Origin of the sequence: Billgrantia antri (assembly GCF_017868935.1) — a bacterium.
Lineage (GTDB): Bacteria > Pseudomonadota > Gammaproteobacteria > Pseudomonadales > Halomonadaceae > Halomonas > Halomonas antri.
This window is the reverse complement of record NZ_CP053383.1, coordinates 4465575-4489076: the sequence shown is the minus strand read 5'-3', so window position 1 is coordinate 4489076 and position 23502 is coordinate 4465575. Positions and strand designations below refer to the sequence as shown.

The 23502-nt window shown below is 65.5% G+C and carries 22 protein-coding genes and 1 tRNA gene; 9 read left to right on the top strand and 14 right to left on the bottom strand.

Annotation, left to right across the window (positions count from 1 at the left end; translation table 11 throughout):
• Positions 1-74: 74 nt before the first annotated feature.
• The 6 genes from gmk to HNO53_RS21015 all read right to left on the bottom strand — a co-directional run bounded on the left by gmk (position 75) and on the right by HNO53_RS21015 (position 7707).
• Entirely contained in the window at positions 75-689 is a 615-nt protein-coding gene (gene gmk / locus HNO53_RS21040; RefSeq protein WP_209474973.1) for a guanylate kinase, read from the bottom strand.
• A 139-nt stretch (positions 690-828) separates the two neighbouring features.
• Entirely contained in the window at positions 829-1743 is a 915-nt protein-coding gene (gene glsB, locus HNO53_RS21035; RefSeq protein ID WP_209474971.1) for a glutaminase B, read from the bottom strand.
• A gap of 90 nt (positions 1744-1833) precedes the next feature.
• On the bottom strand, positions 1834-3300 hold the full coding sequence (locus tag HNO53_RS21030; RefSeq protein WP_209474969.1) for an alanine/glycine:cation symporter family protein: 1467 nt from the start codon (positions 3298-3300) through the stop codon (positions 1834-1836).
• Positions 3301-3622: 322 nt separating this feature from the next.
• Positions 3623-5041 (bottom strand): sigma-54-dependent transcriptional regulator, encoded by a 1419-nt coding sequence (locus HNO53_RS21025; RefSeq protein WP_209474967.1) that lies wholly within the window; start codon positions 5039-5041, stop codon positions 3623-3625.
• Positions 5038-6822, bottom strand: coding sequence for a transporter substrate-binding domain-containing protein (locus tag HNO53_RS21020; protein WP_242597492.1), 1785 nt, complete (start codon positions 6820-6822; stop codon positions 5038-5040). The genes HNO53_RS21025 and HNO53_RS21020 overlap by 4 nt, the downstream gene beginning before the upstream one ends.
• 6 nt (positions 6823-6828) lie before the next feature.
• Entirely contained in the window at positions 6829-7707 is an 879-nt protein-coding gene (locus HNO53_RS21015; RefSeq protein WP_209474965.1) for a YicC/YloC family endoribonuclease, read from the bottom strand.
• A 169-nt stretch (positions 7708-7876) separates the two neighbouring features.
• Here HNO53_RS21015 and rph point away from each other — a divergent pair, with 169 nt between their 5' ends.
• A complete protein-coding gene (gene rph / locus HNO53_RS21010) occupies positions 7877-8614 on the top strand; it encodes a ribonuclease PH (protein ID WP_209474963.1) in 738 nt (245 codons plus the stop codon).
• 236 nt (positions 8615-8850) lie between these two features.
• Here rph and HNO53_RS21005 read toward each other — a convergent pair whose 3' ends face one another.
• On the bottom strand, positions 8851-9618 hold the full coding sequence (locus HNO53_RS21005; RefSeq protein WP_209474961.1) for an exodeoxyribonuclease III: 768 nt from the start codon (positions 9616-9618) through the stop codon (positions 8851-8853).
• A 157-nt stretch (positions 9619-9775) separates the two neighbouring features.
• Between HNO53_RS21005 and pyrE the strand changes: the two genes are divergently transcribed.
• From pyrE to rep, 4 genes are read left to right on the top strand one after another with little or no spacing between them, the layout of a single operon-like run.
• Positions 9776-10453 (top strand): orotate phosphoribosyltransferase, encoded by a 678-nt coding sequence (pyrE, locus tag HNO53_RS21000; protein ID WP_209478743.1) that lies wholly within the window; start codon positions 9776-9778, stop codon positions 10451-10453.
• A 17-nt stretch (positions 10454-10470) separates the two neighbouring features.
• Positions 10471-11040 carry a YfaZ family outer membrane protein gene (locus HNO53_RS20995; protein ID WP_209474959.1) on the top strand — a complete coding sequence of 190 codons (570 nt, stop codon included), beginning with the start codon at positions 10471-10473 and terminating at the stop codon, positions 11038-11040.
• Positions 11041-11099: 59 nt separating this feature from the next.
• Complete coding sequence (gene trmL, locus HNO53_RS20990; protein ID WP_209474957.1) at positions 11100-11573, top strand: tRNA (uridine(34)/cytosine(34)/5-carboxymethylaminomethyluridine(34)-2'-O)-methyltransferase TrmL; 474 nt, start codon at positions 11100-11102, stop codon at positions 11571-11573.
• A 4-nt stretch (positions 11574-11577) separates the two neighbouring features.
• A complete protein-coding gene (gene rep / locus HNO53_RS20985) occupies positions 11578-13629 on the top strand; it encodes a DNA helicase Rep (RefSeq protein ID WP_209474955.1) in 2052 nt (683 codons plus the stop codon).
• 96 nt (positions 13630-13725) lie between these two features.
• Here rep and HNO53_RS20980 read toward each other — a convergent pair whose 3' ends face one another.
• Positions 13726-14622 (bottom strand): c-type cytochrome, encoded by an 897-nt coding sequence (locus HNO53_RS20980; RefSeq protein WP_242597490.1) that lies wholly within the window; start codon positions 14620-14622, stop codon positions 13726-13728.
• Between the two features lie 237 nt (positions 14623-14859).
• On the opposite strand from HNO53_RS20980, the gene lhgO reads away from it, so the two are divergent.
• Positions 14860-16056 carry an L-2-hydroxyglutarate oxidase gene (gene lhgO, locus HNO53_RS20975; protein ID WP_209474953.1) on the top strand — a complete coding sequence of 399 codons (1197 nt, stop codon included), beginning with the start codon at positions 14860-14862 and terminating at the stop codon, positions 16054-16056.
• A gap of 76 nt (positions 16057-16132) precedes the next feature.
• Positions 16133-16209, top strand: a tRNA-Arg gene (locus HNO53_RS20970).
• Between the two features lie 35 nt (positions 16210-16244).
• Here the strand turns inward: HNO53_RS20970 and HNO53_RS20965 are convergent.
• Entirely contained in the window at positions 16245-16469 is a 225-nt protein-coding gene (locus tag HNO53_RS20965) for an amphi-Trp domain-containing protein (protein WP_209474951.1), read from the bottom strand.
• 163 nt (positions 16470-16632) lie between these two features.
• On the opposite strand from HNO53_RS20965, the gene HNO53_RS20960 reads away from it, so the two are divergent.
• Positions 16633-17676, top strand: coding sequence for a hypothetical protein (locus HNO53_RS20960; RefSeq protein ID WP_209474949.1), 1044 nt, complete (start codon positions 16633-16635; stop codon positions 17674-17676).
• 86 nt (positions 17677-17762) lie between these two features.
• Here HNO53_RS20960 and HNO53_RS20955 read toward each other — a convergent pair whose 3' ends face one another.
• The 5 genes from HNO53_RS20955 to HNO53_RS20935 form a co-directional block, all read right to left on the bottom strand.
• On the bottom strand, positions 17763-18509 hold the full coding sequence (locus tag HNO53_RS20955; protein ID WP_209474947.1) for a M15 family metallopeptidase: 747 nt from the start codon (positions 18507-18509) through the stop codon (positions 17763-17765).
• A 5-nt stretch (positions 18510-18514) separates the two neighbouring features.
• Positions 18515-19792, bottom strand: a complete 1278-nt coding sequence (locus HNO53_RS20950) for a TRAP transporter large permease (protein WP_209474945.1) — start codon at positions 19790-19792, stop codon at positions 18515-18517.
• Positions 19789-20280: a TRAP transporter small permease gene (locus tag HNO53_RS20945; protein ID WP_209474942.1), complete on the bottom strand. Its 492-nt coding sequence runs from the start codon at positions 20278-20280 to the stop codon at positions 19789-19791. The genes HNO53_RS20950 and HNO53_RS20945 overlap by 4 nt, the downstream gene beginning before the upstream one ends.
• Positions 20281-20341: 61 nt before the next feature.
• Positions 20342-21379 carry a TRAP transporter substrate-binding protein DctP gene (dctP, locus tag HNO53_RS20940; RefSeq protein WP_209474940.1) on the bottom strand — a complete coding sequence of 346 codons (1038 nt, stop codon included), beginning with the start codon at positions 21377-21379 and terminating at the stop codon, positions 20342-20344.
• Positions 21380-21509: 130 nt separating this feature from the next.
• Positions 21510-22442, bottom strand: coding sequence for a LysR family transcriptional regulator (locus HNO53_RS20935; protein WP_209474939.1), 933 nt, complete (start codon positions 22440-22442; stop codon positions 21510-21512).
• A 157-nt stretch (positions 22443-22599) separates the two neighbouring features.
• On the opposite strand from HNO53_RS20935, the gene HNO53_RS20930 reads away from it, so the two are divergent.
• On the top strand, positions 22600-23367 hold the full coding sequence (locus HNO53_RS20930; protein WP_242597489.1) for a FadR/GntR family transcriptional regulator: 768 nt from the start codon (positions 22600-22602) through the stop codon (positions 23365-23367).
• The last annotated feature ends 135 nt before the right edge of the window (positions 23368-23502 follow it).

The window sequence follows — 23502 nt, the reverse complement described above, 5'->3', positions numbered from 1 at the left end:
GGAGTACCGAAATGGAACAGGACAGACTAGATTACTCGACGCCTGGCGGCTCTGACAAGCGCCTGCGCCCGGTATCAGGACAGCAGCGCCGCCAGTAGCGCGCCGTGGCTTTCCTGCACCCGGGCCAGGCTCAGGCGGCGGCTGATCACCAGCGACTGCAATTCGCGCAGGGCAGTGGTGAAATCGTCGTTGATGACCAGGTAGTCGTATTCATCGTAGTGCGACATCTCGCTAACGGCGTCGCGCATGCGCCGGGCGATGGTGGCGTGCTCGTCGGTGCCACGACTGGCCAGGCGCCGCTCCAGTTCGTCGCGTGAAGGCGGCAGGATGAAGATCGACACCGCATCGGCCATCAGTTCGCGCACCTGGCGTGCACCCTGCCAATCGATCTCCAGAATCACGTCCTGGCCGGCTTCGAGCAGCGCCTCCACCGCCGGCCGTGAGGTGCCGTAGAAGTTGTCGAACACCCGGGCGTGCTCGAAGAACTCGCCGCGCGCGATCATCGCTTCGAACTCGGCGGTCTCGACGAAGTGGTAGTTGACTCCGTCGACCTCGCCGCGGCGGCGGGGCCGGGTAGTATGCGACACCGAGACCTGGATGCCGTCGAGGCTCTCGATCAGCTCGCGCACCAGGGTGGTCTTGCCGGCGCCGGAGGGCGCGGAAACGATGAAAAGCGTACCTTGGGACATATCGGGCTCCGGATCGCAAATGCCCCCGTTCGCGCGAGGCGAAAGGGGGCGAGCGCCATGGCTGCGCATTCGAGCGAAACAGTATACCCGCCCGGCAGTGGGCGCGTCATGGGCTGTGGCGGGCGAAGCGGCCAGACGCCTAAGTCGTCAGCAGGTGTGCGTCGAGTTCCCCGGCGAACAGCTCCAGAGCGTGTTGGGCGGCAACGGAGTTGCCGCTCTCGTCGAGCGCCGGCGACCAGGCGCAGACCGTCATCCTGCCCGGCACGACTGCGACGATGCCGCCGCCGACGCCGCTCTTGGCCGGCAGTCCGACACGGTAGGCGAAGTCGCCGGCCGCGTCGTACATGCCGCAGGTGGTCATGATCGCGTTGATCCGCCGGGCCAGACCCGGTGAGACGAAGCGCTCCCCCATGGGGCGGACCTCGCCGTCGGCCGCCAGGAAGTTCAGCGCGGTAGCCAAGTCCACGCAGCTCATGGCCAGCGCGCAGCTGGAGAAGTAGCAGCGCAGCACTTCGTCGACGTCATTGTCGATGTTGCCGAACGCCTTCATCAGGTAGGCCATGGCAGCGTTGCGCGAGCGGTGCTGCCACTCCGAAGCCAGCACCGCGTCGTCGATCAGGATCGTGGCATTGTTCGACAGCCGCCGGGCGATGTCCTGCAGATGCTTGTCCGGCGTGGCGAAGGCACTGACCAGGCGATCCGTCACCGCGATGGCGCCGGCATTGATGAACGGATTGCGCGGCTTGCCCCGCTCCGCCTCGAGCTGCGCCAGGGAGTTGAACGGCATGCCCGACGGATTGAGACCCACCCGCTGCCACAGCGCCTCGCCATGGGTGCGCAGGGCCAGCGTCAGCAACAGAACCTTGGCGATGCTCTGGATCGAGAACGGCTCGCGGGCATCCCCCGCGGCATAGGTTTCGCCGCTGGTCGTGCAGACGGCGATACCGAACCGGTCGGGATCGCGCTGCGCCAACGCCGGTATGTAATCGGCGACACGCCCCTCGCCAAGTCGCTGGCGGGCGCTCGCGGCGATCTCCTCTAACCACTGCTGCATAGTCGGCTTTACCCAAAGAGTACCCTCCAGCGAACCGGCCCGGCGACGACAGGCGCGACCGGGCCGATAGCGGTAGCGGGTCGTTGAGCCTCAGTTGGTGGCGAGCGAGGCCGCCCGCTCCTGTTCGAGACGCTGACGATCCTCGGGCTCGATGTCCCAGGCCGCCGGATCGATATTGAGATCGCTGAACCGGGCGGCATCGAAGACCGGGTGGGGAATGCCGGCACGCAGCTGCTCGTCGTAGTCGCGCATGATGCGAAGACCCGGCTTGAACAGCATGATCAGGCCCACCAGGTTGGCCACGGCGAGCAGGCCCATGGTCACGTCGGCGAAGGCGAAGACCGTGCCCAGGTCGGTGAGCGCGCCCCAGGTGCACAGGAGGATGATCGCGACACGAAACGCATTGAACAGCGTGACGTTACCCTCGCTGAAGAAGTTGAGGCTGTTCTCGCCCAAATAGTAGTTGTAGAGGATGGTGCTGAAGCCGAACAGCAGCAGCGCCACGCTGACGAAGCTACGCCCCCATTCACCCACGTGATCGGCCAGGGCCGTCTGGGTCAGCGCCACGCCGCCGATATCGACGCCGGCGGCGGGATCGTAGGCGCCGCTGAGCAGAATGATCAAGGCCGTGGCCGAGCAGATGATCAGGGTGTCGATGAACACCGAGAAGGCCTGCACGATGCCCTGGTTGGCCGGGTGCGGCACATAGGCTACGGCGGCGACGTTGGGTGCGCTGCCGAGCCCTGCCTCGTTGGAGAACAGACCGCGCTTGACCCCCATCATGATGGCCGCGCCGATGCCGCCGCCGACGGCTTGCTCGAGGCCGAAGGCGCTGTTGACGATCAGCAGGATGGCCTCGGGTATGCGGGCGAAATTGAGGCCCAGAACGACGAGGGCGATCAGGATGTAGCCGAGCGCCATGACCGGCACCAGCACTTCCGTCACCCGGGCAATGCGCTTGATCCCGCCGAAGACGATGAGTCCCACGACCAGGGCCATGCCGATGCCGGAGTAGACGACCGGTATGCCGAAGGCATCGTTGAATGAGGTGGCCACCGCATAGGACTGCAGGGCGGTGAAGCCGAAGCCGAAGGTAACCAGCAGCAGTACCGAGTAGAGCGCTGCCAGCCAGTGCCAGCGCTTACCGAGGCCGTGGACGATGTAGTAAGCCGGGCCACCGCGATAGGTGCCATCGGGCTGGGCGGTCTTGTAGGCCTGTGCCAGGGTGCACTCCAGATAGCTGGTGGCCATGCCCATCAGGCCAACAACCCACATCCAGAAGATCGCACCCGGGCCGCCCAGGGTGATGGCGACTGCGACACCGGCGATGTTGCCCCCACCGACGCGCCCTGCCACCGAGAGCAGCAGGGCCTGGAAGGAGCTCAGGTGACCGTGCTTGTCGCGCTTGAAGGCATGGCCGGCGCCGAGAATACGGAACATGCGCCCGAAGTGACGAAACTGCACGAAGCGTGAAGCGAGCGTGAAGCCGATGCCGACGGCGATGAGCAGGGTGATGAGTACCTTGCCCCAGAGCAGGTCGTTGATCAGATCGAGCATGGTGCGTTCCCCCGGTTGGTGGCGAGCGGGGCAATAAGCGATGCCGGCCGTTCGATGGCCGCGTGAGTCGTTGTTCTTGGCATGGGAGAACCTCTTGCTTGCGTTTGTCGACATGGCCCGCCGGGGCGGGCCAGGCTATACAGAGCAAGGTCCATGCCAGTGAGAGAGAGATGGCAAGGGATTGTTTTTATGGGGGAAATTGGAGGTTGGAAAATCAAGCGGTATAACCTTCGCCAACGGCCTTCACGCCGCCAGAAGGGAAAAAGACCTTGTTTTCAAAGGGATGGAATGACTATAACCACGGTTATCGCTATAACCAGCGTTATGCCCCTTCGCCGCGCTGCTTCTTCAGCCGCTTGCTCAGGGCCGGCTGCGAAATGCCCAGCCAGCGTGAGGCCATGGATTGATTGCCCTCGGCGCGCTTCAGCGCCTCTTCCACCAACAGGTCGGCGACTTCGTCCAGCGTGGGCAGCGGCTCGTCGGGGGCAAACACGGCCCGCTGGCGATGGGGTGAAGGCGAGTCTTCGCCACAGGCCTGGTCGATGGCGCGCTTGAAGGCATCCATGGATAGCGTACGGCTGCGATGCTGGCTCATGGCATCGTAGGCCATGGCGCGTAGTTCGCGCACGTTGCCGGGAAAGGCGTAATTGCCCAGCAGCACGGCAAGCTCCGGCGGATAGCTTGGCTTGTTTCTGCCGAGTTCCTCGGCCGCCTCGGCCAGAAAGTGGTCCAGCAGCAGTGCGATGTCCTGCTTGCGCCGGCGCAAGGGGGGGATGTGGACCTGATGTGTGCGCAGGCGGTAATAGAGATCCTTGCGGAAAGCGCCCGTGCGCTGCTTCTCGGCCAGGTCGTGGTGCGTCGCCACCAGCACGCGGGCCTGCAGGCGCTTGGGCCGGTCGCTGCCCAGCGGGTAGTACTCGCCCTCCTGTAGCAGGCGCAGCAGCTTGACCTGCGAGGCGAGGCTGAGATCGCCAATCTCGTCTAGCAGCAGAGTGCCGCCTGCGGCCTGCTCTATCATGCCGGCCCGCGGCTGCTCGGCGCCGGTGAAGGCGCCGCGCTGATGACCGAACAGCGTGTCGGCGAAGACGTTGTCGTCCAGACCCGCCACGTTGACGCAGACCAGCGGTCCCTGGCGGCCGCTGAGAGCATGAGCCGCCTTGGCGATCAGCTCCTTGCCCACGCCGCTTTCGCCGCTGATCAGGATCGGTTGCTGGGTCAGCGCCACCGATTCCAGGTACTGGAAGACGGCGCGCATGCTCCTGTCGGCGGTCACGATATGAGCGAAGGCCTCGGGATGCTCCAGGGTGTCGTCGAGCACGCGACGGCGTAGCGCCTGGTTCTCCTGGCGCAGCTCCTGCAGGCGGATGGCCCGGCGGATACCCTCGACCAGCCGGCTCTCCTCGTCGGTCTTGACGAAGTAATCGAAGGCCCCGAGCTTGATGCAGTTGACGGCGGTCTCCACCTGATTCAGACCGCTCACCACGATGACGCCGACGTCGGGAAACTCTTCGACGATGCGCGCCAGGAGCTCCTCTCCCGAGACATGGGGCATGGTCAGGTCGAGCGTCACCAGACCGATGTTCTCGCGTGCCAGGATATCCATCACTTCGCGGCTGTCCTGGCAGCGGTGGATATGGTTGATACCTCCGCTGCGCTCCAGGGCGATATTCAGGCTACGCAGGAAGGAGGGCTCGTCGTCGACGAGCAGAACGCCGAAGGCGGGGTAGAGGGGGGGGCTCATGGTGTGTCGGGCTCCTGCTGGCGAGTCTCTGTCCCGTCGGTTGGCGTCGTGCCGGGCCTTGCCGTCGGCAGCGACAGCGTCACCCGGGTGCCGTGGCCGGGCTGGGAGTCGAAGGTCAGGCTCCCCTGGTGCTCGCTGACGATGCCGGCGGAGACGGACAGCCCCAACCCGGTGCCACCACACTCGCGGCGGGTGGTGAAGAAGGGATCCGTCAGCCGGTGCATGGCCTCGGGGGCGATGCCGCGGCCCTCGTCATGCACTTCCAGCAGCACCCGCCCCTCGGTGCGATCGTGACGCGTGGCCAGGCGGATGCCCTGGGTGGGGTGCTCGAGCGCCTGGCAGGCGTTGAGCACCAGGTTGATCACCACCTGCTCGATGCGCTGGGCGTTGCCCGATAGCGGTGGGAGATTCTCGGCATAGTGCGTTTCGAAGCGGCCGGTTGCCTGGCGGATCGAGTTGTCGACCAGGCGCACGGCGGTGGCCACCACCGCATTGAGGTCGAAGGTGCCGGCCGGTTCGTCGCCGCCCTGACGAGCGAAGTCCTTGAGATCGCCGACGATACGCTTGATGCGCCGGGTGCCCTCCTGCATGTCGTCGATCATGCCGGGGATCTCCTCGCGCATGCGCGAGTAAGGTAGCCCGCCGAACGGGAAGTCACCGTGGGCGCGGTAGTGGGCCTCGAGGATCGGTTCGGCGTCGGCATAGGCGTCGCGCAGTACCGGCAGGTTCAACAGCAACAGGCTGCTGGGATTGTTGATCTCGTGGGCCACTCCCGAGACCAGCACGCCGAGAGAGGCCATCTTGTCGGCCTGGATCAGCTGCTGCTGGTGCTGGCGCAGCTCCGCGGTGCGCGCCGCCACTTCGCGCTTGAGCATGCGGTTCCAGATCACGATGGCGCCCAGGACCAGCAGCAGCAGGGCGGAGAGTGCCGCGCCGACCTGCCCGACCTTCTGCCACGGGATGCCCTCGCGACCCTCGAGTGGGCCCAGCCACTTGTCGTAGATCGCCTGGTGGCGGCCGGTGTTCTTGAGGATGGCCAGCCCCTCGCTGAACTTGGCCAGCAGGTTGGCGTCGCCCTGGCGCACCGCGTAGCCGTAGCGCAGCGAGAAGGGGCGCGCCACCGGCACCAGGTTGGTCAGGCCCAGCTCGCGGCTGAGGTAGAGGGCCGGCAAGTTGGCCACCAGCGCATAATCGTGCTGGCCGGCAGCCAAGGCCCGCAGCGCATCGGCATGGGTGTCGACCGGGACTACCTTGGCCCCGATGCCGTGCTCGATCAGGTAGTCGTGCATGATGTCGCCGCGCTGGACGATGACCTCCTTGCCGCGCAGCGCCTCGACCTCCACTGCCGGCTCTCCGCGGCGGGCGAAGAGCGACTGGTGAACGATAGCGTGGGGCGGGGCGAAGTCGAAGTGCTCGGCCCGCGCCTCGGAGTAGGACATGCCCTGCAGGACGTCGATCTCGCCGTTCTCGAGCCCCTCGCGGACCTCACTCCACTGGGCCAACTCGATGCGCACCTCGAGCCCCATCACCTCAGCGATCGCGCGAGTCAGCTCCACGTTGTAGCCGGCCGGCTCGCCGTCCTCGTCGAGGAACTCGTAGGGCGGGTGATAGTGATCGCCACCGACGACGATGACCTCTCCGGTGCCGTCGGCAGCGTCTGTCTCGGCCTGGGCCCAGCCCGGCAGGGGCAAGGCGAGACAAGCGGCCAGTGCCATTTGCCCCGTCCACCGCGCCACGGCGGGAAGGCGCTTGCTGGAGGGCTCCGCCGGGTTTGCCGTCATGTGTTGCTACTCGATGTTCTGGATCTGCTCGCGCATCTGTTCGATCAGCACCTTGAGCTCCACCGCGCAGCGGGTGGTGCTGGCCACCGCCGACTTGGAGGAGAGGGTGTTGGCCTCGCGGTTGAGTTCCTGCATCAGGAAGTCGAGGCGGCGCCCCTTGGGGCCTTTCTGCTCGAGCTGGCGCGCCACCTCGCCGACGTGGGTCTCGAGGCGGTCGAGTTCCTCGTCGACGTCGGCCTTTTGCGCCAGCAGCACCAGCTCGGCCTCCAGCCGCTGGGGCTCGAGTTCGGCCTTGACCGTCTCGAGCCGGTCCAGCAGCAGGGCACGCTGGCGCGCGAGGATCTCCGGCATCAGCCGACGCACCTCGGCGACCTGCTCGCGCACGCCGGCCAGGCGCTCGCGGATCAGTGCGGCGAGCTTGTCTCCCTCGCGGGCGCGGGCCTCGATCAGTTCGTCGAGGGCGGCCTCGAACAGGGCCGTGGCTTCCGACTTCACTGCCTCCAGGTCGACGCCCTGGGACTCGAGCACGCCGGGGTGGTCGAGCAGCGACAGGGCATCGGGCATGGCGACCTGGGGCAGTGCCTCGCGAATCTCGCCCAGCGCCTCGGCCAGCGCCACCAGCCGGGTGTGATTGACGGCCAGGGTCTCGCTCACGTCGGTGGGTTCGAAGCGCAGGTGGCACTCGACCTTGCCGCGCGCCAGGCGCGTACGCAGCGCCTCGCGAAAGGTGGGTTCGAGGTCGCGCAGCGCCTCGGGCAGCCGGAAGAAGGGCTCCAGGTAGCGCTGGTTCACCGAGCGCAGTTCCAACTGCAGGCTGCCCCAGTCGCTCTCGCGGCTCTGACGGGCAAAGGCGGTCATGCTGTGTACCTTGCTATGGGCGACCATGGCGACTCCTCGTTCGATCGGTTGCGCCGTTCCCGGCATCAGCCCGGCGACATCTCGGACAAGGAGTGTAACCGATTCCCCGCCCCGACCGTGTAGAATGGCCAGCCATTCGATGCCTCGCCGATGCCGCGACATCGTTCCGATCGTTCTTCGTCTTTCGAGAGGTTCCATGGCTTCCCAACCCTCACGCCCGAGCGGGCGGCGCCCCGACCAGCCCCGCGAGATCCGCCTGACCCGTGACTACACGCGCCACGCCGAAGGCTCCGTTCTGGTGGAGTTCGGCGATACCAAGGTGCTGTGCAACGCCAGCGTCGAGGCCGGCGTGCCGCGCTGGCTGCGCGGCAAGGGGCAGGGCTGGGTCACCGCCGAGTACGGCATGCTGCCCCGCGCCACCCACACCCGTGGCGGCCGCGAGGCGGCCCGCGGCAAGCAGGGCGGGCGCACGCTGGAGATCCAGCGCCTGATCGGACGATCGCTGCGCGCCGCGGTCAATCTCAAGAAGCTGGGCGAATTCACCGTCACCGTGGACTGCGACGTGATCCAGGCCGACGGCGGCACCCGCACCGCTTCGATCACCGGCGGCTGCGTGGCGCTGGTGGATGCCATCCGCTACCTGCAGCGCAAGAAGCTGATCAAAGGCGATCCCTTCCAGCAGTTGGTCAGCTCGGTCTCGGTAGGACTCTATAAAGGCGTGGCGGTGGTTGACCTCGACTACCCCGAGGACAGTGGCGCCGAGACCGACATGAACGTGGTCATGGCCGAATCGGGCGGGCTGATCGAGGTTCAGGGTACCGCCGAGGCGGGGGTGTTCTCCCGCGAGCAGCTCAACGCCATGCTGGAGCTGGCCGAGAACGCCGGGGCCGAGCTCTTCGAGCACCAGCGCGAGGCCCTGGGCATTCGCCGCTAAGGCTACCTGCACGGCGCCGGAAGAGATGAGCGCCGGGGCAAGGCGGAGCGAGGGTCTTTTGCCAGGGATGGCAAAAGTATCGCCCAAGGACGGGTTCACAGCGCCCTCGCGAAGCCTTGGCGCTGGGAAGGCTCATCTCTCTACCGAGCGACGATATAGCTTCAAACGCATAGCGCCGGCATCAATGCCGGCGCTATGCGTTCCGGGAAAACCCGGCCGCGACGAAGGGGACGTGCTTACAGCGTCAGGTCGTACTCGACGAACAGCGGGGCGAACTCGCTGAAGGTGGCATCGTAGTCGATCCAGGCGTCGACCACGTGGCGGCGCAGATTGGGTCCGACGATCTGATAGTCGATGCGCCAGCCCTCCTGGCGCGAGCGTGGCACTTCCTGGTCGAGCTTGGGCCACCAGGTGTATTCACCGGCGTCGCGGTTGATCTCGCGGAAGGTGTCGATGAAGCCGGTGGGGCCGAAGACCTGGTCCATCCAGGCGCGCTCTTCCGGCTTGAAGCCCGGCGTGGTCTGGTTGTCGGCCCAGTTCTCCAGATCGACGGTCTTGTGGGCGATGTGCCAGGTACCGCAGATGATGTACTCGCGACGCTTGCGCGACATCTTGTTCAGGTATTCCTGGTACTGGGCCATGAAGGCCTGCTTGGCGGCGTAGTCGCTGCCGTCGGGCATCAGGAAACTGGCAATGCTGAAGCGGTCGTAGTCGGCCTGCAGAAAGCGCGCCTCATGGTCGCACTGGGGAAAGCCGAGGCCGTACATGATCGCCTTGGGAATCTTGCGGCAGTAGAGGCCCACGCCGGAAAAGCCGTCTTCCTCGGCATCGAGGAAGTAGCCTTCGTAGCCTTCCGGGTACAGAATGCTATCGTCGAGCTCGAAGCTCTTGGCCTTGAGGTTCTGGACGCAGACGACATCGGCGTCCTGTTCGGCCAGCCAGTCGAGAAACCCTCGTCCGACCGCCTCGCGGATTCCGTTGACATTGATGGTGGCAATTTTCATACATGGTCCCTTTGACGTCGCGCGTGTATGATACCCGACGTTTCGACGTTTGGGTAAATGGCCCGCATGGATATTCGTGGTAGGACCGCAGATTTCCATTTCCAGAGGGCTTGTGATCAGAGGTATGAATAGCAGGGGGAGCGCCGTGTCGGCCAGCATGCATGCCTATCAGCGTGAGTTCATCGAGTTCGCCATCGAGCAAGGCGTGCTGAAGTTCGGCGAGTTCACCCTCAAGTCGGGGCGTGTCAGTCCCTATTTCTTCAATGCCGGCCTGTTTCGCAGCGGTGGCGCCCTGGCGCGTCTTGGTCGCTTCTACGCCGACGCCATCGAGGCCAGCGGCGTGCCGTTCGACGTGCTGTTCGGCCCTGCCTACAAGGGCATCCCGCTGGCGGCCACCACCGCGGTGGCGCTGGCCGATCATCACGGCCGTGACCTGCCCTTTGCCTTCAATCGCAAGGAGGCGAAGGACCACGGCGAGGGCGGCAACATCGTCGGCGCCGAGCTTTCCGGGCGTATCCTGATCATCGACGACGTGATCACCGCGGGCACTGCCATACGCGAAGTCATGGCGCTGATCGAGGCCGCCGGCGCCGAGGCCGCCGGCGTGGTGATCGCGCTGGATCGCCAGGAGCGCGGCCAGGCCGAAAAAAGCGCGATCCAGGAGGTCGAGTCGCGCTACGCCATGCCGGTGGTGAGCATCGTCACGCTGGACATGGTGCTGGCCTACCTCGAGGAACAGGGCGGAGAAGCCTTCAAGGGGCACGCCGAGGCGATCCGCGACTACCGGTCGCGCTATGGCGTGAGTGCCGGTACAGATTCGAATGCGAGCGCGTAAGTGAAAGGAGCCAGTCGATGAAGACCTTCGTCAAGCATCTTGCCACGGCCTCTGTATTGGGCGGCGCGCTGTTCGTCGCTGCAGGTGCCCATGCCGCCGGCAGCCTGGACCTCAATCTCGGCGCCGATGCCATGCAGTTCGAAGCCGCCGCCGAGATCACCCAGGGCGTGGCCCTGGGGGGCGGCGTCATCAACAGCGAGTATCGCGAAGACGCCACCATCTACCATGCCCAGCTACTGGGCGTGCAGCGCAACCGCGAGCGCGACGTGGGCATCGGTGCGCGCTGGACGCAGTTCGACACCGACTACGGCGACGGCGGCGGTGTAGGCCTGGGCGGCTATGGCTATGTCTACCTGCCCCAGGCACCGGACGTCTCGCTGGGCGGCTACGGTTTCTATACCCCCGGAATCGCGACCAGTGGTGACCTCGACGACGGCTACGAAGTAGGCGTGCGGGCGCGCTACGCCTTCACCCCCAACGTCGACGGCTACGTCGGCCTGCGCCAGACGACGGCCGACTTCGACAACCGCCACGGCAGCCGCACGCTGGATCGTGGCGCTCAGGTCGGGGTTCGTCTGAGCTTCTGATCGCCGTCGCTGTACCGGCGGGCCCCTGCGGGCTCGCCAGCGCTTCCAGGCAGGCCGCCATGCTCGACGTCGTACTCTTCGAACCCGAGATCCCACCCAATACCGGCAACCTGATCCGGCTCTGTGCCAATAGCGGCTTTCGCCTGCACCTGATCGAGCCGCTGGGCTTCGTGCTCGACGATAAGCGCCTGCGCCGCGCCGGGCTCGACTACCATGAGTGGGCCGCCGTCAGCGTGCACCGCAACTGGCCGGCCTTCATCGAGGCCGTGAAACCGGGGCGTGTCTTCGCCGTCTCGACCCGCGGCCGTACCGGCTACCACGAACCCAGCTACCGCCCCGGCGATGCCCTGCTGTTCGGCCCCGAGACCCGCGGCTTGCCGCAGGCGATGCTCGACGACCTGCCGGCCGAGCAGCGCCTGCGCATTCCCATGCTGCGGGACAGCCGCAGCCTCAATCTCTCCAACGCCTGCGCCATCCTGGTGTTCGAGGCCTGGCGCCAGCTAGGCTTCGCCGGCGCGGCGCAGCCCGAGTGAACCCATGAGCATTCAGCAACGCCTCGCCAAGCTCAACCCGCGCCAGCAGGAAGCCGTGCGCTACATCGACGGCCCCTGCCTGGTGCTGGCCGGCGCCGGTTCGGGCAAGACCAGCGTGATCACCACCAAGATCGCCTACTTGGTGCAGGTATGCGGCATGAGCGCCCGGCGCATCGCCGCAGTGACCTTTACCAACAAGGCAGCCCGCGAGATGAAGGAGCGGGTGGGGCAGATGCTCAAGGGCAAGGAGGGCCATGGGCTGACCGTTTCGACCTTTCACACCCTGGGGCTCAACATCATCCGCGGCGAGCTCAAGGCGCTGGGCTACAAGCCGGGCTTCTCGCTGTTCGATCCCGAGGATGCCAAGGCGCTGCTACGCGACCTGATGAACAAGGACGCCCAGGTCGATGCCGAGCAGATCAACGCCGTGCAGCACCAGATCTCGGAATGGAAGAACGACCTGGTGCTGCCGGGTCAGGCGCTGTCTCACGCCGTGGACGAGGATGAACTCTACGCCGCCCGGGTCTACGAGGCCTACGTGCGCCACCTCAAGGCCTACAACGCGGTGGACTTCGACGACCTGATCCTGCTGCCGGTGGTGCTGCTCAAGGACAATCCCGAAGTGCTGGCGCGCTGGCGGCGCAAGATCCACTACATGCTGGTGGACGAGTACCAAGACACCAACGTTTCCCAGTACCTGCTGGTGAAGCTGCTGATGGCCGAACGCAAGACCTTCACCGTGGTGGGCGACGACGACCAGTCGATCTACGCCTGGCGTGGGGCGCGGCCCGAGAACCTGGTGACCCTGGGCGAGGATTTCCCGCGCCTCAACGTGATCAAGCTGGAGCAGAACTATCGCTCCACCGGCACCATCCTGCGCGCCGCCAATACCCTGATCGCCAACAACCCCCACGTCTACGAGAAGACTCTGTGGTCGGAGATGGGTCAGGGCGCGCCGATTCGCGTGGTGGTCAACCGCCACGAGGAGGCCGAGGCCGAGCGGGTGGCCAGCGAGATCCTCACCCGGCGCATCAAGGAACGCGCCGAGTGGCGCGACTTCGCGGTGCTCTACCGCGGCAACTTCCAGGCCCGGCTGCTCGAACTCAAGCTGCAGCACTACCAGATCCCCTACAAGCTCTCCGGCGGCACCTCGTTCTTCTCGCGCAACGAGATCAAGGACGCCATGGCCTACCTACGTCTGCTGATCAACCCGGCCGACGACAACGCCTTCCTGCGCATCGTCAACGTGCCGCGGCGTGAGATCGGCCCGGGCACCCTGGAGAAACTGGCCAACTATGCCACCGAGCGTGGCGCCTCGCTGTTCGATGCCTGCCACGAGCTGGGCCTGGAACAGCAGCTGCCGGCGCGGGCGGTGGAGCGGCTGGCGCGCTTTACTCACTTCATCGACGGCGTGCGCCGACGCATGGACGAAGGCGACTCGCTGGCGGCGATACGCGGCATGCTGCACGAGATGGACTACGAGGCGTGGCTCTACCAGAACGCCAGCGCGCCCACCATCGCCGAGCGGCGCATGGCCAACGTGTGGACGCTGATCGACCAGCTCGAGAAGTCAATGAAGCGCGACCCAGAAGAGGTCGAGGCGGAAGAGAGCGCCGAGACCGACGACGTGGAGGCGGCCATCTCGCGGCTGGTGCTGCGCGACATCCTCGAGCAGCAGGCCGAGGAGGACGACACCGACAAGGTGCAGCTGTTGACCATGCACGCCTCCAAGGGGCTCGAGTTCCCCCACGTCTACCTGATGGGCCTCGAGGAGGAGCTGCTTCCCCACCGCAACGCCATCGAGGCCGGCACGGTGGAAGAGGAGCGGCGCCTGGCCTATGTCGGCATCACCCGGGCGCGCCAGACCCTGACCCTGACCCTGGCGCGCCAGCGCAAGGCCTTCGGCGAGCTGATGGACTGCACGCCGAGCCGTTTCCTCGACGAGCTGCCGCCGGACGACCTGGAGTGGGAGGGCCGCGCCGACAAGGAAGACCCTGAGAAGAAGCAGGCCCGAGGACAGGACGCCATCGCCGGGCTGCGATCGCTGCTGGGGTAACGTCCGGCTGGCGAGGGCGCGGGTGAGCCACTGCCCATGAACGACGACGGGGCGCCTGATGGCGCCCCGTCGCATATTCGCTACCCGCGCAGCGGGTTACTTGACCGGCTCGACCAGGAAGTCCACCGCGGCACGGACCTCGTCGTCGGAGAGGCCCATGTTACCGCCCTTGGGCGGCATGGCGTTGAAGCCGTTGATGGCATGGTCGTAGAGCGTCTCGATGTCCTGGTCGATGCGGCCTTCCCACTCGCCGGCTTCGCCGCGGCGCGGGGCGCCGGCGGCACCGGTCATGTGGCACGCCATGCAGGCCTGGTTGTAGACCGCTTCGCCGTCGATGCCGGCATGGGCCGGTTCGTCGCCAGCGGCCTCTTCGCCGGCTGATGCTTCCTCGATGGCTTCCTCATCAACGGGGGCGTCTTCGGTCGCCACGGCGGCAGCGGCGGCCTCTTCCTCGACGGGACCCTCTTCGGTGACGGCTTCCGCATCACCGCCGGCAGCTTCCTCGTCGGAGGCGGCCTCTCCATCGGCAGCGCCTTCTTCACTGCCGCCAAGCTCCGGCACTTCCATCACCGGGCCCACCAGATGCGCGGTGGCGGCGGCGACTTCCTCGTCGGAGAGGTTGGGGTTGCCACCACGCGCCGGCATCGCATTGAAGCCGTTGAGGGCATGATCCAGCAGCGTGTCCCAGCCCTTGTCGACGCGCTCGGCCCAGGCATCCTCCTGGCCGCGTACCGGTGCACCGGCGGCGCCGCTGTCATGGCATGCCATGCACACCTGGCCGTAGATGGCTTCGCCGTCGGCGCCATCGCCACCACCCGAGTCACTCGCGGCGGCCATTGCCGTACCGCACTCCTCGCCCTGCAGGCACAGTTCTCCCACCGGCTTCAGGCGCTCGGCAATGGCATCGCGGTCCACATCGGCCTGCACGGACGCGGCGCCCGCGGCCAGGCCCAGGGTGGCCAGACACCCCATGATCAGCTTGCTGGATTTCACTCTCACCACCTCTCGACGGTCCTGTAATCGTAATCTTTCGGCGACGTCGGCACGCGATAGCCGGAGCGCCGTGATGCGCACAATGGGCAGTAGTATACCGATATAGCAAAGCGCTGGAAAACGCCGTTGCCCACGCCTTTGGCATGAGCAGGCGCGGCGGATCGGCTGGTCAGCGCGGCGGCCGGCGAGTATCGTGATAGCGACCCTTCGGTGTTCCACTGGCGACGCGAGGCGTGCGTGTACGATTTCATCATCCTCGGTGGCGGCATTCTCGGGCTCTCCACCGCGATGCAGCTCATCCAGCGCTATCCCGACAAGAAAATGCTGCTGCTGGAAAAGGAGAGCGGCCCCGCGCAGCACCAGACCGGCCACAACAGCGGCGTGATCCATGCCGGCGTCTACTACACGCCGGGCAGCCTCAAGGCGCGCTTCTGCCTCGAGGGCAACCGTGCCACCAAGGAATTCTGCGATCGCCATGCCATTCCCTATGAGGTCTGCGGCAAGCTATTGGTGGCCACCAACGAGCAAGAGATGCAGCGCATGGAAGCGCTGTGGGAGCGCACCGCCGCCAACGGGCTGGAACGGCAGTGGCTCTCCGGCGAGGAGCTGAAAGAGCGCGAGCCCCACATCACCGGCCTCGGTGCCATCTTCGTTCCCTCCAGCGGCATCGTCAGCTATGCCCGGGTGGCCGCGGCCATGGCCGATGCGTTCCAGCGTCGTGGCGGCCAGATCCGCTATGACCATGAGGTCACGGCGATCGCCGAACGCACCGGGGAGGTGATCGTCGGCACGAGCCAGGGCGAATTCGCCAGCCGCTATCTGGTGACCTGTTCCGGACTGATGGCCGATCGCATCGTGCGCCTGCTGGGGCGTAACCCCGGCTTCTCCATCTGCCCGTTCCGCGGCGAGTACTACCGGCTGCCCGACCGGCTCAGCGACATCGTCAGCCACCTCATCTACCCCATTCCCGATCCTTCCATGCCGTTCCTCGGCGTGCATCTGACGCGCATGATCGACGGTTCGGTCACTGTGGGTCCCAACGCGGTGCTGGCCTTCAAGCGCGAGGGCTACCGCAAGGGCGACGTCTCGCTGCTCGACATGGCGCGCATGTTCAGCAATCCGGGCATCCTCAAGGTACTCGGGCGCAACCTGAAGCCCGGTTTGCACGAGATGAGGAATTCGCTCTGGCGTCGCGGCTACCTGGAGGAGGTGCGCAAGTATTGCCCCAGCCTGACCCTGGACGACCTCGAGCCCTGGCCCTCCGGCGTGCGCGCCCAGGCCGTCTCCCGCGCCGGCCGGCTGATCGATGACTTCCTGTTCGTCAATACCAAGCGCACGGTCAACGTCTGCAACGCCCCGTCGCCGGCCGCCACCTCGGCGCTGCCCATCGGCCGGCACATCCTGGAAAAGGTTGGCGAGATGGTGCAAGCGTGAACGCGGCGAGTGGCCAGCCAGGCTGGACAGTTCTGGCATCGGCGGTTACGATATTGGCCGCTTCTCAGTAAGCAAAGCGCCCGTAGCTCAGTTGGATAGAGTGTTGGCCTCCGAAGCCAAAGGTCGCAGGTTCGAATCCTGCCGGGCGCGCCATTCCCAAGTCATGCCGGCTCGCGAAGGCTGACGCGCTACTCCCTCTTCCATTTGATCTGGAACTCGATTTCCTCTTCATCGTCCGAGCGTTCGTGCTCGATGGTGAACTCGGCACGTGCCGGCACGTAGATTCGCTCACCGGCTATCTGGATGTCGAAGCGATCCCCCTTTTCGATGGTATCTGCCAGGCGCCGCAGCTTTGCCACGAATTCGGCTTTGGAATACCCTTTTTCGACGTCGCGTTCCGCCTTGGTTGGCATATGTGCCTCTCCCTTTCGACCTGCCCGTAGACTAAGGCCCAGTCTAGCAGGCGATGAGCACTACCCGCTCGCCGGTGTCATAGTGGCAACAGCCCTGGACGGGTCGACCCCCGGCTTTGGGGCCCTGTATGCTGATTCAAGGAACCTCGAGGAGAGACCTGTGATGCCGAGCGCCGTCATCCTGCAACAAGGTACGATCCGCTGCTTTCCCGCCGCCCTTTGCGATGAGCTAGGCAATCTGGTCAATGCGGAAGTCTCCGCCGTGGTGTACGACGGCAAGCGCTTGATTATGGCCAGTGACAAGCCGATTCCTGGCGAGAATCGCTCTGCCGTCTTCGCCTTGCCCATGACGCCAGAGGGGCCGGACGATACGCAGCTCGAATACTTCACGACGCCACTGATCAAGCAGGCCATCAAGTATGAGGATTTTGCGCTCACCGCCGACGGCCGCCATGTCCTGGCGACCACTGGCTTCGACCGCATCGATGATGCCAGCCACGAGCTCAACGCCTACAACCACCTGTTGATATGGCCGCTGGGAGAACCGGAGAAGGTACAGGCCGTGGACCCCGATCCGCGTGACGGCGTGGAGGGGTCGCTGGAGCTGCGCAACAAGCTCGACGCGGCGATCGGCTTTCCCTACTACAAGATCGAAGGGTTGGCGGCGATACCTGGCGAACGCGGCGATGGCCTGCTGCTCTTCGGCCTGCGTGAGCAAGGCCGGGCGCATGACGATTTCACCTATGTCAGCCGGCTGGTGGGAGCGCACTACGAGATCAGTCCTACGGGCAATCTCGTCTTCATCGACGAGATACGCGAGTTCTACGCTTTCGATCCCGGGCATCATGAAGGGGTGAGGTTCGAGTGTGGCCTGTCCAGCCTGGAGTACGATCCCTATCATGCTCGGCTCTACTTGCTGACCAGCTTCGAGACGGAGCAGGACGGTGAGGATCGAATCGGCGGTTACCTGTGGGTGATGAGCCTCGACGATCTGCGTGCCGGCCGGCTCCCTGAACTGGTCACTGCGGCGGACGGCTCGCCGCTGGAGTTCGAGCACAAGGCTGAGGGGCTGGCGGTGCTGGATCACGAGCGCATGTTCGTCGCCTACGACAACGATCGTCACCTGGGGCTGGGAAGCATTGACGAGCGCGATGAGCGACACGCCTGCGAAGCGCCCTTCACCTTGCTGCGAATGAGTCACCCGTAGCGGTGTGAGCCCAGTTCAGGCCTCACAACTGCCATGCCACCCATTCGAAGCCCTGCGGTCATTGCCGTGGGGCTTCTTTCGTGCGCTCAGCTCAACTGTCGGCGCCAGCGGTTCTCGATGGTGTCCAGCTCGGCGGGGCCGTAGCGGGCCTCGGCGTGGCCGCCGTAGTGTGCCCACAGCTGGTCGCCGAGGTCGTAGTGCCACCATTCGCTCGGCAGGTTGGTAAAGCCCTGTTCAATCATGATGCGGTAGAGCAGGCGGCGGTTGTCCCGCGCACGAAGTTGCTCCTGGCTGGGTGTCGCGAGACGTTCGAAGTGGTCGCTGTGCGAGGCGGGCAGCGCCTCGTCGAACAGCGTGCCCATGTCCAGCGGCAGGCCAACGGCATCGCACAGGGTGACGTCCACGGCGCCGCCGGTGAGGTGCGGGCTAGGTGCGGCCGGGTCGCGGCTTGGCAGCGAGACGAACTCGCGGGTGCGCTCCAGCAGTTCCTCCTCGTCGAGTTCGGGGTGGTGCAGGTGGATCGCTTCGTGCAGCGTGTCGAACAGGTACTGTTGCACCCGCCAGGGGCGCCAGCCGTCGAGTACCACCAGGCCGAAGCCCTCGGGCAGCGCCCGGGCTGCGGCGAGCAGTGCCCGATAGACCCCTTCGCGTACGAAGCACTCCGGAACCGCGCCGGGTATGCCCAGCCGGGCATAGGCGGGAAACACCTTGATCGGCGGCGGCGCCAGGCTCATCGGCACCAGACGCTCGCCGTTGTCGCGTATCGGTAGACGATTGACCGACTCCCAGCCGGGAAACGGCTGGCTGGGTAAGGGCGGGGTAGGACGGGGCATGGGTTCTATCCAATGGCAGCGGGCAGCCAGAGTGTCAGCTGCGGAAACAGAATCAACAGGAGCAGCACGCCGATGGCCGTCAGCACGAAGGGCCAGATGGTGCGGAACAGCGCAACGATCTCGATGCGGCTGACGGCGGCGGCGACGAACACGCAGGCGCCCATGGGCGGCGTGATCAGGGCGATGGTGATGTTGAGCGTTATGACGATGCCCAGGTGCACCGGATCGATACCCGCCATCATCGCCACCGGGGCGAAGATCGGCGTGAGCAGCATCAGCGCCGAGACTTCTTCCATGAACATGCCGGTAACGAAGGTGATGGCGCTGAGCAGCAGCAGGATCAGTACGGCATTGTCCACGTAAGGTGCGAGCAGCGAGACGAACTGGGCCGGCACCTGGGCGTAGGAGAGCAGCCAGCTGATGGTGGCCGAAGCCGCCATGATCAGGAAGATCGCCGAGGTGAGCCGTGCCGTATCCAGCAGAGCGCGCCAGAAGTCGCCGAGGCGCAAGCCGCCGAGCAGGATGCCGCACAACGCCACGTAGAGCGCCGTCAGCGCGCCGGATTCGGTCGGTGTGACGAAGCCGAGCACGATGCCCGCGACGATGATGAACGGGGCGATCAGCGCCGGCAGGGCGGCCAGTGCGGCGAGGCCAAGCTGGCCGAGGCGCGGCAGGCCGCCGCGCTTGGGCAGCCCGTGACGCCAGGCATGCCAGGCGTTCATGCCCATGAAGGCGAACCCCAGCAGCAGCCCGGGGATCACGCCGGCTAGGAACAGGTCGCCCACCGAGGTATTGGTCAGCGAAGCATACAGGATCATGAAGATACTGGGCGGGATGATCGGCCCGATCAGCGAGCTGCCGGCGGTGAGCCCGGCGGCGAAGGCGCGGGTGTAGCCCTCCTTCTGCATCGCCGGCACCAGCAGCGAGCCCAGCGCCGAGGTATCGGCCACGGCGGAGCCGTTGACCCCGGCAAAGAACACGCTGGAGACTACGTTGACGTGGCCCAGGCCGCCGCGCAGGTGGCCGACCAGCAGGCGCGCCAGGCCCATCAGGCGCTCGGTCAGCCCGCTGACATTCATCAGGTTGCCGGCCAGGATGAACAACGGAATGGCCATCAGCGAGAAGACGTTGATGCCGCCGAAGAACTGCTGCGGCAGCATGCGCGCGATCATCGCAGGGTCGACGAACAGGAAACCGACCACGGCGGTGACGAGCAGGGCGAGGAACAGCGGCAGGCCGAGCAGCACATGGCCGAGAAACACCGCCAGCATGGTAAGGATCATGCGACCTCCTCCGCGATCGTCGGCAGAGGTGCAGGCCCGTACCACAGTGCGTGCCAGGCGAGCAGGGCGAAGCCCAGCGGCAACGACATAAGCGGTACCGTGCGACTGATGCCGAGCCCGGAAGTGGTGAACATGCCCACCGATAGGGCGTAGCGGTAGCTGAACCAGGCGCCGCCCACGGCCAGGGCTAGCGTGAGCAGCCACTGGTAGAAGTTGAGCACCCGAGCCAGGCCACGTGGCAACAGCCGCTCGATCAGCGCCACGCGCATGTGGCCTCCCTCGACCCATACGCCACCGGCGGCGAGCATTACCGTGGCAATGATCAGGAAGCGTGCCAGCTCATCGGTCCAGATCGGTGCCCCGCCGGCCAGGTAGCGCATGAAGACGCCGTAGAGAATGGCCGCAAGATTGATCAGCAGCAGCATGGCGGCGAGCGTCAGGGTGAGTGTCCGGCTCGCGGCCAGCACCCGTTGGCGAAGCGAAGGCATGGGAAAACTCCGGCCGTCACGGGCGAGGGCCGTGTGGCCCTCGCGACATTGTGGGGTGGGGTCAGTCGAGCAGCTCGGTCATGCCGGCATCCTCCAGCGCCAGGTCGATCCAGCGCTGGTCGATGCCGCGCTCGCGCAGCCACTCCAGGTAGGCAGGCTGGCCCACGTCGCGGAATGCGGCGATGTCATCCTCGGAGGGGCGGATGACTTCCATGCCCTGCTCCTCGAGGAAGGCGATGCGCTCCTCCACCTTCGCCTCGTTGTGCTCGCGGGCGTTGCGGTTGGCCTCGGCCACGGCTTCGCGGAAGGCCTCGCGGGTGGCGTCGTCCCAGCCTTCGATCATCTCGGCATTGCCGACCAGGAACTGGTTGGAATACTGAATGTTGGCCAGGGTGAGATAATCCTGCACCTCGTATAGGCTGCCCAGGATGATGTACATCGGCGGGTTCATCTGGCCGTCGGCGACCCCGGTGCGCAGGGCCATGTAGACCTCGGTCCAGGGGATCGGCGTGCCCGAGGCGCCGAAGGATTCATAGAGTGCCACCTGGCTCGGGTCCATGGCGCGGAAGCGCAGGCCCTCGAAGTCGTCGGGATGCGTGATCGGCTTCTCATCGTTGGTGAAGGCGAGGAAGCCGCCCTCTTCCACTACGGCGAGCATCTCGATGCCGGCACGTTCGTGCAGGGCGCTTTCGATCTCGTTCCAGTACTCGCCCTCGTCGAAGAAGCTGCGCGCCGCCTCGAAGTCCTCGAACAGGAAGGGAATGGCGCTGACGAAGACCTCCTCGACCAGGGGCGATACACCGGCGAACGAAGCCACGTTGAGGCTCGGCGTGTTCATGGTCTGCTCCATGCGCTCCTCTTCCTCGCCGAGCATGCTGTTGGGGTAGAGTTCGAGCATGAGCTCGCCGTTCGTCTTTTCCTCGACCAACTGCTTCAGATTGGTGGCGAAAACGTGGACGGCATTCTTGTCCGGGTCGGGGGCACCGTTGTAGCTCAGGTTGATGGTGGTCGCCGCCTGGGCGGCGCCGGTCGCCAGGGCGCCGGCCAGCAGGCCGGCGAAGGCGAGTCCCTTCAGCGCGGAAGACAGGTCGCGGGTCATGAGGCTTCTCCTTGAGTTGTTATTGACGACGAAAGGCCGATGCCGTGCGTCAGGCACGGCACTCCATTAGCAGACTAGAAATTGATGTGTTGACTATGCAATACCGCAAGCGTTGCTTTGTAGGCAACAGTTACTTTGCCTTGGCCAGTCGCGGGGCATCGCCACGGAAGAAGCGCATGCCTTGGCGTAAATGTTCGACACAGGCTTTGGCCGCCAGGGTGAGCTCGCGCCCCTCGAGACTGACGATCTGCGCTCGGGCGCCGTTCATGACCGGATAGGCCATGGGCAGGGCGAGAATCTCGCCGCGCTGGATCTCGTCGCTAACGGTCAGCTCGGGCATGAAGGTCACACCGATGCCGGAGCGCACGAAGTTCTTGAGGACTGCCACCGAGTTGGTGTGCAGGCGAGCATCGAGATGGACCCGCTCCTGATGGGCCACCATATTGACCATCTGGCGCATGCCGAAGGGGTTATCCATCAGCGCCAGGGGCGCCCCCTGCAGGTCACGCAGCCGTACCGGCCGTGCCAGCTCGGCCAGGTCGTGCCCCGGCGGCACGATCAGATCCAGCGGCTGGCGCGTCTCCACGTGGCAGCGGACCCGCGGGTCCACCGGCGGCGCATAGAGCAGTGCCAGATCCACCTCCATGTCCTTGAGCAGCGACATCGCCTCGTTGACCCCTGCCATGCGGATCTCCACCTCGATTCCGGCGAAAGCGGACATGAACGCACCCAGCGGTGCGGCAATCAGGTCGGCAATGAAGCCCTCGCCCACCGCAATGCGTACTTCGCCGCGAGCGAGTCCCTGGATCGCCATCAGCTGCGACAGCACCGCCTCCTCGGCGGCACGCTGGGAATGGAAGTGGCGGACCAGCAGGCGCCCTGCCTCGGTGGGGCGCATGCCGCCGCCGTGGCGCTCGCACAGCCGCACGCCGAGATCCTCCTCAAGCGTCCTGAGCTGGCGGCTGATGGCCGAGGCATCCACGTCGAGCCGGGCGGCGGCACGGCGCAGCGAGCCCTGGCGGATCACTTCATTGAGGTAGGCAAGGGCACGCGGGTTGAGCATGCGGACTCCGGCAGGCAACTGAGGGGGTGATCATAACCGATCGCTGCGGGGGCGTGGCATGTGGAGGGGGGAGTCAATATGATGTATGACTATTTGTCGGCAACCGTTACGCTGCCGGGCTCATGCCAACATGGCGGGAGGGCAGTGTGAGTCAGTCATGAAGGAGAAGCGGGGTGGCAGGGGGCAGATGACCATCGACATGGCGGAGTTCAACGTACAGAAGGTCGCGAAGCGGGGTAGTCTTCCGGACCACGTCGCCGATACGCTGGAAGCGTTAATCCTGGAAGGCAAGATAAGCGTGGGTGAGAAACTGCCGACCGAGGCCCGCCTGTGCGACTCGTTCGGCGTCAGCCGCACGGTGATTCGTGAGGCCGTGACGCATCTGAAGTCGTTGGGTCTGGTCGAGACGCGAAGGGGCGTGGGGACGACGGTGCTGCGCTCCACTGCCATCGAGGCGCGTCCGGCGGAGAGGATCAGCCCCACCACCATCGACGACATCCTGCATGTGCTCGAGCTCCGCCTGTCACTGGAGCCGGCGGCAGCGGAGCTGGCCGCTCTGCGCCACGACGTCGAGGACCGCCGTAACCTGGAAGCCAGGCATGCCGCTTTCATCAAGGCGCACGCTGAGAAATCCCAGGCCCGTGCGGAGGACTACGAGTTCCACTACGCCATCTTCCAGGCCGCGAAGAATCCGTTTTTTCTCCAGCTCTACTCCCAACTCAGCCAGAGCATGATTCCCCGTGCGAAGCTGTCGGCCGTCGACATCAACCGAGCCGCCGCGGAACGCTATATCGGGCGGGTCAAGGAAGAGCATGGCTATATTCTCGAGGCCATCCTGTCCCGCGACGAGGCCGCGGCAAGGGAGACCATGTACCAGCACCTCCACCGCTCGTGGCATCTCTACAGGAATTACCTGGAACGCTGATAGCGGCACGAGAAATATGGGTTTGCTCCGCTATTATCCATTTGCGACACTCATATCGATTGATTGCGACACCGGATGACCGCCCATCTGGCGGCGCTCTCGCGAATGACCGATTTTTGTCATATCCGAGAGCGA